This is a genomic window from Ensifer aridi (assembly GCF_002078505.1).
GTDB lineage: Bacteria > Pseudomonadota > Alphaproteobacteria > Rhizobiales > Rhizobiaceae > Sinorhizobium > Sinorhizobium aridi.
Window position 1 is genome coordinate 263,484 of record NZ_LUAV01000022.1, and the last position, 12,269, is coordinate 275,752.

Here is a 12,269-nt window from a genome sequence, read left to right on the forward strand (position 1 = left end):
TCAACCGTCGTCTCTGAGCTCAACCCCGGCCCTGTGCAGCCTCAGCCAATCCGACTGCTTCGCACGCTCGCGCCAAGTGGCCGATACCGCTCGCCTGCAGCCTTGACAGGGAACATGAGAGACTAGAACTCAGGAACCGGGTCGTAGCCGCACCGATGTGCCAGTTTTCCGCGGTAGACGGAGAGATGAACGATTGGCACCTAATCCACCTCGGGAACCTGGCATTATCAGGTGTCGCGGCAGTGACAATCGAGGCCACTGCCGTATCGCCCGAAGGTCGTATCTCTTATCGCGATCTCGGTCTCTATTCCGACGCATGCCAAGTTGCGATGGGGCGAGTGCTTGCGAGCCTGCGGCGGTGGTCGGACACGCCGATTGCGATACAACTCGGGCATGCCGGGCGGAAAGCATCTACAGACGCGCCGTGGAAAGGCCGCCTTCAAATCGCTCCTCACCAGGCGAATGGATGGAAAACCGTAGCTCCGAGTGCCGTTCCTTTCCGAGAGTCCTACGATCCACCGCACGCCCTTGACCGTGCGGGACTCGTTAGGGTCCGAGCCGCTTTCGCCGATGCCACTCGACGCGCCGCGTCCATCGGTTTGGATGCAACACAGATCCATGCTGCTCATGGCTATCTTCTGCATCAGTTTCTTTCACCGCTATCCAATCTACGCACTGATGAGTACGGTGGAAGCCTTGAAAACAGGATGCGCTTCCCTTTGGAGGTTTTCGAAGCAGTCCGTGATGCATTTTCTCCAGAAAAGCCCGTCACTGTACGGGTTTCAGCCACCGATTGGGCTGAGGGCGGCTGGGACTTCGATCAGACGGTCGAGTTCTGCAAGGAACTTGAAGCACGGGGTTGCTCCGCCATCCACGTTTCGTCCGGAGGCTTATCCAATCACCAGCAGATAGCCCTCGGTCCGAGTTATCAAGTGCCTTTCGCGCGAGCGGTAAAGCAAGCAGTGCGGGTTCCCGTCATCACGGTCGGACTAATCACGGATTTCGAGCAGGCAGAGGCTATACTGACCATGGGTGACGCGGATCTGATCGCGATTGCTCGTGCCATACTTTACGATCCGCGCTGGCCGTGGCATGCGGCTGCCCATTTCGGAGAACGGGTGCGGGCACCCGATCAATATTTGCGATGCCAGCCGCGGCAGTATCGCCACCTGTTCGAGATGAATGACTGACGCCGGGAAACGTCACGCACCATCCGCGGCATGACTATGCCGCCGGTAACTTCCCGGGGTCAGGCGCCGCGCACGAGGGGTGGCTTGGGCTCGGTTGCGAAGCTCGCCATCGATGCACCCGTTGTCGGCTTTCTGACTATGTCGGACATAAAGCACCGGTTATCAGAGCGGTCCCATTGTTTTTAAATGGCTTTTCTGGGTCGGCACAGCATTTGCTTCGCTCAGGACAACTCCGCACGGCATTGATTGAGCAGGATACCTCCATGAACAGCCCGCCTCATGCAGGCGTCACCGTGAGATCTCTGCGTAACCTCTGCACGCGCACCCGCCCTCCGGTTGGAATCGGCGTGGGACAAGAAAACGAGATATGTGAATGAATATGCGTCCTGGAGCTATGTTTATATCATTTGACGCTGTTGCTGTATCAGGAATTATTGTTGAAGCATCAAAGGTAGCTAAATTTCTAGCAAGAAATGGTATTAAATCCTATCTTGACCTTGGTTATGACATAAAAATAGATAAAGGGAAATTTAACAAACCTTACAATCATGAGCAAGAGATTTATAAAGATGTATTTGAATTGGTTCGTGTAGATGATATTGACTCCGTTCCCTACTACAATATCGATTTTATCGAGCGCGCGCACAATATTCTGATAAGTCGAAAAACGACGGTTTCTTCCAAAGAACAGGAAGAAATCATGCTTGCAGTTAGCGAGTCATCTCGAGATCTAGCCCGCCGAATTGTTCAGCTATGGGAGAAGCTGAATATCAGTTATGTGATCGTTGAGAATGGAACACTACCAGAAAATATAATTTACACCAAAGCGCTGTATCTGGCGATTGACGCCTACGGGAAACATCATGGCCTGGGCAACTTCGTTATCTGGCGCGATCACGATTTAATGTGGAATAGTGAAAAAACGGTGATGAAATATGGGCCGTCACCGTATCCTCACGCTGTCAAGCCTATCAAGTCCAGCTACATTACATACGTCACGCTCAATAATCACTTAAAAAAGAAGCTTGAAGCGTGGTGCCGCCACGAAGTGGAAATCAAGGTTAAGAAGAATACCTATGATTTCACCAAGCAGGGCAATTATACCAACATCAGAGAAAATCTGTCCGTCCGCGCCGACGATATTCTGATTGCCCGTACAACACGAATTATTCCTCAAAAGCGTCTCGACAGAGATATTTATCTCGTTCGGCGGCTCAACCAGCTTTTTCTTCAGAATGGAATCGACCGTAAAGTTTTCCTGGCCGTGGCAGGCGATCCTCATGAAGATTACGCTTTCTATCAGGAGCTGAAAGCCTTGGCCAAAAATTTAAACATCGGATCGTTTGTAAAGTTTATTGGTCCACTTCAGCACGAATATAGCCAGACACATAAGAATACAAGGACCATTTCGGATTTATATTACTCTTGCGATCTGGTCTCGTTTCTTACCTCTTGGGACTACGACAGTTACGGGAATCCCATTGGCGAAGCGATTAGCTTCAAGCGTTGCTACATCACTACCAGCTACGAATACTATTGGGAAGTCTATGGTCAGTATGGATTTGAGGCGCCCGTTATGGCGATCTCAGAGGAGCGGGATGGCTTGCCTGATGAAGCATTTATCAATGATGTGTACCAGTTTCTCAAGAATAGGCAACTGATGACCGAAGTCGCCCAAAGGAACTTCCACATTGGCAAACAGGTACTTTCAGATAATGTAATTGACATTCTGGACTTCGATTATTCCAAAAGAGAGATGAGAGACAATGTCTTCGTATCGGTTGTGCTGCCGGTTTATAACGAAGGCGATCGTATCAATGAAGTACTGCTCTCCTTGTCTAACCAAAAAACACATTGCGGTATGCTTACGCATGAAAGTTATGAGTTGATCATTGTGGATAATAATTCAACGGACGATTCCGTTGAGAAAATTAGCGCCTTCAGTGCCCAAAATCCACTCATGGATATTCATATTGTCAAAGAAACCACTCAGGGCGTCTCGTCCGCCAGAAAACGTGGCATGGATTTCGCGTCGTTGCGCTCAAAAGCCCGTGACAGCCGCCTGGGCGTTCAAAGAAAACATTACATTGTCTCTGCCGATGCGGACTGCACGGTAGATCCTTACTGGTTGCACGCGTTGATTGAAACAATGGTGGAGGAAGATGGTGATCTGGGCACGTGCAATTACTATTACAACGAAGAATCCTTCCGCCATCGTCCCAACCTTTTCAAGGAAATTCAAAAAACCCTGCGCTGTCGCGAAATGTCGTTTTCGTTGTTTGGCGGCTTTCCGGACGGCAAAGGTTTTGCCGTTGAGCGCACGTTCTATGACAAAGTGGGCGGTATCGAAATTTTCTACCAGCTGAACAATGGCCGCTTTGTAGAACACCTCTCCGATGACTGGGACTTTGGGATCCGCGTAATCGCCTGGGGCGGCAAGCCGGTTTACGCCCGGGATTCCCGAGTGGAAATCAACAGCCGGCGCGTGGATGCCCTCCTCGAGGAGGTGATCACCGGTATCGCCTACGGACAGGACGGTATCATCACCATGAAAGACGTGCGCCCGGATGTGGAAGAGCAAAAGCCAACGCTGTGCGACACCACTCCCGCGCAGTCTCAGCAGGCCTGGTTCTACTCGATCAAGGACTACGTCCCCAAAAACATCGTGCTGCCTGCCTTGCTCAACCCGCAGATCTTGCTGGAAAACCCCGCTGTGCGTGAATTCTTTACCGAGCCGGTGGCTGACCGTTTGTACCAGCGAATCCATGAAATTAAGCACGAATCCCGCATTATCGACTTCAAAGCGATCCATGCTTACAAGACCCCGGCATATCGGCTCTACTTTGAGTTCCGCAACGAAATTTTCAGTGCCCTGCGGCGCGCCGTTGGTGAAGATATCGGTTTTCCGCCGCCGTTACCGGCGTGCTTCGATGCGGTCAAACCGGAGGATTTCGAGCGCTTCGTCTACTACTTCTGTGAAGATCGTGAGTCCGGTGAGGCTCATAACTACTTCGCAAACGGCGGAGTATTCTGATGAACAGCGAAGCTCTGAGCTCACTGAACGATATCGACACGAACTATCCGGTGCCGCGCGTATACGATTTTCTCTCGTGCCCGGACAACAGCGCATTTCTGGAGTATGTATTCAAAGATCCGTTCGGTTGCCACGTTTTCCCCGGTGATATCTCCGGTTATCCACCCGATGCTTTTTTCGATGACATGGACCGCGAAATCAAACAGGCGAAACAGATCCATCTGTGGTCGTATATCCCGTCTTGCCGCTACCGTTGCCATTTCTGCCAATACCCAACGGTTGTTCTGAACCCACAGGCCACTTCGTCGCTGGCTGTGTTCCGGGATTTGGTTGATTACAACATCAAAGAGGCCACCATGTGGCTTCACGTGGTTCCCTGCCTTGCACAGGCCGTGGTCGGCGAATTTAACATCTTCGGTGGCACGCCATCACTGCTTCCTGAACCTGAGCTGCGGCGCCTGATGGATTTTTACCGGAGCCATTTTAACTTTTCTGCTGCCACCATGCGCTTTGAAGGCGAGCCGGGAACCCTGACCAAAGACTATCTGCGGCTGCTAAAAGAGTTGGGTTTTACCAAAATCAGTTTCGGGGCCCAGGCCTTCAACGACCGCATCATCACCGCCTGCGGACGTATGCATTCTGCCGAAGAGTGTGTGAACACCGTGTATAACGCGCGCGAAATCGGGTTCGAGTGGGTCAGCGTTGACCTCATCTACGGCATGTTAGGCCAAAGCGTGGATGACGTGAAATATGATATGGAGAAAACCCTTGAGCTGGAACTTTCTCACGTAGTCTGCACCAAGTTGCACATGGAAGAGTTTATGACAAAGCGTACCGGCGTTTCCGGGGAGCAAGAAAGCCTGTGGCAGAAAAAGGGGCTTACTAGTGTTAACAACATGAACTTCCCGGGGCTGGGCAAGCAGTACCAGATGCGCGAGTTGGTCGAACAGTATCTCTTGCTGGATTACATGGAGCACCCGACGATGTATTTCCACCGGAATAATCAACGTCCGGAAAAATGGAAAGGGTTAATCACCGACCTTGATATGCAGTACCCGGAAGTGGCAATTGGCCTCGGCGGTAGCTCGAAATGCACCCGGGCCGAAGCTATCAACATCACTGGCTACAAAAGGTACAAGGAAGCTCTCGATCAAAACCGTCTGCCCATTGAGGAAAGCCGGGGAGTGTCCTCGCTCCAACGCGAAGTTAACGCGTTCAAAATGGCACTTTCCACACTGATTCCGGTGAATGACAACGTGTTCAGACAACGTTTTGAAGGCAGAAGCTTTTTCGACAACCCGATTATCGGCCGCACGCTCATGACACTGGTCGATAAAGCGCTGGTCACCGCCGACGGGGATGTGGTCACCCTCACTCCCAACGGGAGAACGCTGGTCGAAGCCATAATTAATACCCAGTTCGTAACACCCGCAGCCTAAGGAGCACACTGGTCTAGGGTGAATAGACATTCATCCGCGAAAGCCTGGATTTTAGAGCTCGCAAACGAGCTCGGTGATTGGCGGGACGGTAAGCTCAGACCGACGCCCCTCCCGAGTGGACCTCCGTAGCGGGCAGCACAGAGTTTGCTCGATTACTGGCGGTTACGTGCGCTGCCATTTTGCCACGTCGGTTGCCCAATGGCGGGCGAGGGGCCATATCGGCGAGTTGTTGATGCCATGCGAACAGGCTTCGCCGAAGTTCGCGAGCAAGTTCCGGCGATCATCATGTTGGATGCGATCGGCGACCGGGACACAACCTTCGCCAATTCCCAAGCCCAATGATGGGTACTCGAGCATGCCTCCATCGGGACCTTACAAGGCGGAAGCTACTCACATCATCCAAGGCATCGGCGAAGAACGGGTTTGACCGGCATCATCGACGCGGTGAGCTTGAAAAACAGCCTTTGCGAGATCAAGACCAATGGTGACGACAGGCATGGGAACCCTGGGACCATTTCGACATCTTCCGCGCCCTTCGTCTCCCAGACGCCGTTCGCTGGAACTTGACGTCATTCAACGGTAACCGACTTGAAACGCATGCATCTACGGCGTGGATTGATGCCATCCAAACAAAGAATTTCGGCATTCTTCCGAACGCCGTTAGAGAAAGTTGATTTCAATTGAACGACAAGAGCGAATGTATCTGATGCCGGGGTCAATCGTCTTATGATGCCGGAGCAATATGGGGAACTTGGCGCTTTGGTGGCCGAGGACGTGATGCATTACCACTTCGGTAACGGGGCGCTTCATGGCGCCGGTCAGAGCGGCGCGGGCGTGCGCCGCGGCATTAAGCATTGGCTGTGCTGCTTCCGCGGTGCGGGCATGCTGATGATTACCTGTGACGCGACGGTGAAGAGTGAAGTAAGAGGAGGTCGGCCCTTACTGGATTAGGCAGACCGTCACCCACTTCATCCGAAGGGCCGAACGCGGATGTCTGAGAACCGGCAGGCGAGATCCGAGCGCCTTTTCGGGACCAAGCGAAGTTCTGTGTCCTGTCGCCGCATAATAGAATAGTTCATGTCTAGCAGGGCGGAAACGTGAGTTGGCAGCCGACAACTTGCAGATTCGAAAAGAAAAGAACAGGAATCAGTTCCTGGATAACATAAAAGTAGCACCATCTTCCCTAGTTTGTTACTTTTCTACATTAATAGATTATCAATATTTTTCCCTATAAACTATATTTAACCGAATTATTTAGAATTTGCGCTGGAAGGAGCGCTTCATGTTGTCTTTGCGAAGCCTGCTTTATTTGATTGCTGCGGCTCCTTTATCGGCCTTTCTGTGGCTGAGTGGATCGGCTGTTTTGGACGGTTACATTCGCTACGGGACCTTGGAAGAACAGCTCGTGGTTCAACGCCTTGCACATGAGGGAGGAGAAATAGCGCAGGTGTTACCAGCAGAAGCCTTTGCCACGCCCAGCGATCTCGCGGAACGGCGCGACGCTGTCGATCGCGCCTTCGCGGCTCTGGACAAGGCCTATCGCGACTGGAAGGTGCAGGGTAATAAGGATCAGGCGATCGACGGAGCCTACCGCATAATCCAGGACAAACTGAAGCTTTTGCCCGATTATCGCAGAAACGTGGACGCCGGAACCGCCGATAGCAATGAGGCGCTGCTGGTTCTGCAACCCGCATCCGCTGCGGGCCTGGAGTTGGTGCGCCGTTCCGCGTCAACGATTGCCGATCTCGACCTGGCGCGCTTTATCGATGGCTACCATGCTCTGATGCAGGTTAACGATGCGGGTCTAATCGAAATTCGCTTGGGCGAGAAATTTCTGGCCGGTCGTCGACTGGTGACACCTGAATATGCTTTTCTCCTATATGCCAAAGGACTGCGTGATCACTCCACGCCGGTGTTGCGCGAACACCTGCCCGCGGAGTTGATCGAAGAGTTCGATCGCTTTGCCGACAGCGCAGGGGGCAAATCCCTGGCGGACGTTCGAGCTGCCATGTACCAAAATGAGCCGAAGGGAGAGGACAGGGCTGCCCTTGAGCGCTGGTCATCCCAGACGGGCGACCAAAACCGCATCATGGCCGGCCTGCTCGAGAAGTCGGGCAACATGCTGAATGCGAAAGCTGAGGGGGCGCTCGCCGAACTGCGCGGCCTATTCATCAGGGGCGCGATCACAGCGGTTCTGGTGTCGCTGGTTGTTTTCGGCATCTGCATTTTCGTGTTGCGCCAGGTTTCACAAATGATCCGCGCGGTCGAACGTCGCATGCAGCAACTGGCCGATGGTGATACACAAAGCCCCATCCCCTTCGTGGATCGCAGGGATGCGATTGGGGATATGGCGCATTCGGTGGAAGTGTTTCGCCAGGCCGCTATTCGCAACGCCCAGCTTGAGACGGAGGCGGAAGAAAATCGCCAGAGAGCAGAACGTGAGCGTGTGGAGGTGCAGCGGCTTGCGGAAGCTGAGGCGGAAGGCCGTCTCAGCAGAGCGACGGGCTCGCTTGGCTCGGCCCTGCGCGAGCTTGCTGCTGGCGACATGCTCTGCGAAATTGAAGAACAGTTTGCGCCTCAGTTCGAAGCATTGCGCCATGACTTTAACGCGTCGGTCGCTCAGTTGCGTCAAGTTCTCCTGGCCGTCGGAAAATCTGCTGGTGCAGTGAGAGGCGGATCAAGTGAAATTTCCAGTGCCTCCAGCAATCTTGCCAACCGTACCGAAAAGCAAGCCGCTTCGCTGGAAGAAACAGCGGCTGCACTCGAGGAAATCACGTCGAATGTCCAAGCAACCTCTAAGCGAACGGGCGAAGCACAAAACCTAGTGCGGAATGCCAAGGATCACGCTGAGGGGGCGAGGGTGGTCGTTGGCAATGCAGTCGCGGCAATGGGGCGCATCGAGACGGCATCCCAGCAGATCAGCCAAATCATCGGAGTGATCGACGAGATCGCCTTCCAGACCAATCTCCTGGCACTTAATGCCGGCGTCGAGGCAGCACGCGCCGGGGAAGCCGGCAAGGGCTTTGCCGTTGTTGCCCAAGAGGTACGCGAGCTGGCGCAGCGCTCCGCCAATGCTGCCAAGGAGATCAAGGCGCTGATCGGCAATTCGGAAGTCGCGGTAAGCGAAGGCGTCAAACTCGTCAGCGATACCGACCAAGGGCTGCATTCGATTGCTGTCTTGGTGCAGACGATCAATCAGCACATGGACGCAATTGCATCTGCCGCTCAGCAGCAGGCCGTCGGCCTTGGGGAGGTCAACTCCGCCGTCAATCAGATGGATCAGGCGACCCAGCAGAACGCTGCGATGGTCGAGGAGATGAATGCGGCGTCGGCGGGGCTTGCTCAAGAATCGTCTAATCTCTCCAAGATGCTCAATCGCTTCAGGACGCACAAGAGTGAGTTCAAGGGCAATCTGGCTCTTGCTGCACAGGAATGCGAGCAAGACTCGCTTCGACGACCGCCCAGTAGTGGAGCCTCAACAGGTTATCCTCGGTTAGGCCGAGTCGGCTGATGGGTGGCTTGGATTTTGGGCTGCCATGCGGGCGACGCTAATTGTAGCGGGGGGGCCAGATCGATAGGTCGTGGCCCCCTCTGACCCCACGTTTCCTAGGCCTTGGCATAGGCCCATTCGCACGGGTGATCTGGACGAGGCGCTCGGCTTGCCATTGTTCTTGGGTGTATAGGACTTAGTGCGGATGTGCTTGATGCTGAGCCGCCGCAGCGCCCTCGTGTAAGGATGGGGAGCGGAAGCTGGCGCCGTTGTCGGTACGCGATGGACCTTGACGCCCTGGGCCTTGAAGAAACGCAAGGCGTTGAAGAGAAACCGCAAACAGGAGCACCGCGCCTCGTCGGGAAATAATAGGTCAGGCGTGAGTGGTCGTCGCCAAATGCACGTATTCCCAACCGACGCCGTGGCCGTTGCGTTGCCTGGCGCGATGGCCGGTGATGCGGTGCTCGGTTCGGTGAAACTTGTTGACTTAGCTGATGTCGATATGGATGAGCTCGCCGGGCTTGTCGCGTGCGTAGCGGCGCGCCGGCTCACCTGGCGCCAGCGGGCTGAGTTTGTTCAGGCAAGTCCGTTGAGGGCGCCGCTGACCGTGGCGGGCGAGACACTGGTCTCCTGGGCGAATTGCCGGGCCGTCACATGCAGGCGGCGCAACGCCTCCTGGCGGTATGCTGCGGCGTCGACGGGCGAGGGCGGTGGGGCCGACAACATCGGTCATCGAGGCCGCCTCGCCCAGCCTATCTGTACTTCGACGTGGCCAAATCGCAGCTTCGAGTCGAATGGCCTTCATGTGACAAATTGACTTCTCCGTCCGATATACCGGTTTTTCCTAATCACGGTTGATCTCGATCAACATGCCGCCGCCACGCGCGGCCTACCGGTCTCCCTTGCAACGGTTATTGCTGATTCAATGATTGCAGGTTCAAGGAGACGTCAAATGAACATGAATGACGCACGGCATCTGAGATGGATCGCGGCCCTGGGTGCGGCTTTTTTTGCGTGCGGGGCGGCCGCCGCGGAGCTGACATCACCGCCTGTTGCCCCGGTGGCAGAGGATGTGACGACGGGGCTAAGCCCCTGGCAGATCCGCGTGCGCGCTTTGGGCGTCATCACTGAGGACAGTGGCTCGATTAACGGCGTGACCGGCTCGGATCTTTCCTATTCGGACTCGCTGATCCCGGAACTCGACATCAGTTACTTCTTCACCGACAACATCGCCGCTGAACTCATCCTTGGCACGACCTACGCCAACATCAACGAAGATGGCGCGGTCGGCGTGCCGGTCGGGAAGGCCTGGTTGCTGCCGCCGACGCTTACGCTGCAGTACCATTTCACCGATTTCGGCGCCTTCAAGCCCTATGTAGGTGCGGGCATCAACTACTCGCTGTTCTACAACCAGAGCGAAAAGCCCGGTTTCCATAACCTCCACGTCGACAATCATGTGGGGGCCGCGCTGCAGGTCGGTTTCGACTACATGGTCGACGACCATTGGGGGGTGAACTTCGATGTGAAGAAAATCTTCCTCGAAACCGACTGGAAGGCTGATCATGACCTTCTCGGCCCCGTGAGCGGCAAGGCAAAAATCGATCCGTGGTTGATCGGCGCGGGCGTGACCTACCGTTTCTAAATGGACGATTACGCCCGGAGAGGGAGACGCCGAGCCCCTCCCGTCGATAGCGCTTTATAATTGTAAGGATCTCTATGCAGACCCCGAAGGCGGCGGCCACGGCCGTCGGCCTCTGTGAGCCGGGCAGTGAACTATCCACACGTCTTTAATAGCGCTGTATAATTTCCGCTTTTCCGCGGTGCAGTGTTGCAAGAAAAGCGCTCATTGAGTGCGCTTTTCTTGCAATTTGATTTTCGGACGAGGAACTGTGCGCCCGCTGGGTGGAAAACCCCTATTTCCAATATCTCTGCGGCGAAGAATTTTTCCGCCACGACCTGCCGTTCGACCGCTCGTCGATGACGCGCTGGCGGGGCCGCATGGGCGAGGCGCGGCTGACCGCGCTGCTGCAGGAAAGCCTGGCCATCGCGATCAAGACCGGGCGATGCATCCCGCCGATACGCGCCGGGTGATCCCCGGATCAAGTCCGAGGACCAACACCACCGTGCAGCCGAAGAATGTGATGTTCCCGACCGATGCGAAGCTGATCCATCGGGCGCGGGAGCGGCTGGTGAAGCTGGCAAGGAAGACCGGACTGAAACTGCGGCAATCCTATATGCGGGTCGGCAAGCAGGCGCTGATCAAACATCAGCGTTATGCCCACCCCAAGCAGTTCAAGCGGGCGCGCAACGCGCTGCGCAAGCTCAAGACCTATCTCGGCCGCACCGTCCGCGATATTCGCCGGCAGATCGGCGATGACGAGACGCTGCTGAGCGTGTTCCTCTGGCCGCTCCACCAGGCCTCGACGGTTCTGGAGCAGCGGCAACACCAGCGCGGCCGCAAGATCTACAGCCTGCATGCCCCGGAGGTCGAATGCATCGGCAAGGGCAAGGCGCACAGGCCCTACGAGTTCGGCGTCAAGGTCTCGGTCGCCACCACGCTCAAACGCTCGAAGGGCGGCCATTTCGCGCTGCATGCGAAAGCCCTGCCCGGCAATCACGATGACGGCCACACGCTGGCGACCGTCATTCCCGACATGGAGGAACCATCGGCAACGACATCGAGCGCATCCTCGCTGACGCCGGCTAGCGCGGCCACAATACCCCCGCGAGCCATCGCTTCCGGGTCTTCACCAGCGGCCAGAAGCGCCGCGTCACCCCGGCGATCAAGCACGAGATGCGGTGGCGCTCGGCGATCGAGCCGGTCATCGGCCATCTCAAGGCCGAGTACCGCATGGGCCGCAACTATCTCGCCGGCAAAAACGGTGATGCCATCAACGCCGTCCTGACCGCCGCCGGCTACAACTTCTCGCTCCTCCTCAACTGGTTCAGGCAGCTTTTGTGGCTGCTGCTCGCCTGGCTGCTCGCCGGAGCGAACCCGCGCCGCTTAGCGCATGTCGCCCAAAAGTGTGCAGCGGTTTTGGGGCAACGACATGCATAAAACAAGGACCTAAAGTGCATCGCACGAATACGTTTAATCGCGACGCGCTTTAGGGCTA

Annotated in this window: 6 protein-coding genes and 1 pseudogene; 6 read left to right on the forward strand and 1 reads right to left on the reverse strand. The window is 55.4% G+C overall.

Going from position 1 to position 12,269, the window contains the following annotated elements; genetic code table 11:
* The first annotated feature begins 83 nt into the window (after positions 1-83).
* From AYK65_RS20275 to AYK65_RS20295, 4 genes are all read left to right on the forward strand, one after another.
* The gene (locus AYK65_RS20275; protein ID WP_244560050.1) at positions 84-1,190 is read left to right on the forward strand and encodes an NADH:flavin oxidoreductase/NADH oxidase; all 1,107 of its coding nucleotides are present in this window, start codon (positions 84-86) and stop codon (positions 1,188-1,190) included.
* 373 nt (positions 1,191-1,563) lie between these two features.
* Positions 1,564-4,224 (forward strand): glycosyltransferase, encoded by a 2,661-nt coding sequence (locus AYK65_RS20280; RefSeq protein WP_081160049.1) that lies wholly within the window; start codon positions 1,564-1,566, stop codon positions 4,222-4,224.
* The gene (locus AYK65_RS20285; protein WP_081160052.1) at positions 4,224-5,663 is read left to right on the forward strand and encodes a radical SAM protein; all 1,440 of its coding nucleotides are present in this window, start codon (positions 4,224-4,226) and stop codon (positions 5,661-5,663) included. Before AYK65_RS20280 ends, AYK65_RS20285 begins: the two co-directional genes overlap by 1 nt.
* A 1,282-nt stretch (positions 5,664-6,945) precedes the next feature.
* On the forward strand, positions 6,946-9,174 hold the full coding sequence (locus AYK65_RS20295; protein ID WP_081160057.1) for a methyl-accepting chemotaxis protein: 2,229 nt from the start codon (positions 6,946-6,948) through the stop codon (positions 9,172-9,174).
* 555 nt (positions 9,175-9,729) lie between these two features.
* Here AYK65_RS20295 and AYK65_RS32530 read toward each other — a convergent pair.
* Entirely contained in the window at positions 9,730-9,879 is a 150-nt protein-coding gene (locus AYK65_RS32530; protein ID WP_172402041.1) for a hypothetical protein, read from the reverse strand.
* 226 nt (positions 9,880-10,105) lie between these two features.
* On the opposite strand from AYK65_RS32530, the gene AYK65_RS20305 reads away from it, so the two are divergent.
* A complete protein-coding gene (locus AYK65_RS20305; RefSeq protein ID WP_081160062.1) occupies positions 10,106-10,795 on the forward strand; it encodes an OmpW/AlkL family protein in 690 nt (229 codons plus the stop codon).
* A gap of 233 nt (positions 10,796-11,028) precedes the next feature.
* A pseudogene (locus tag AYK65_RS20310) lies at positions 11,029-12,211 on the forward strand (IS5 family transposase); the annotation flags it as partial.
* Between the last annotated feature and the right edge of the window lie 58 nt (positions 12,212-12,269).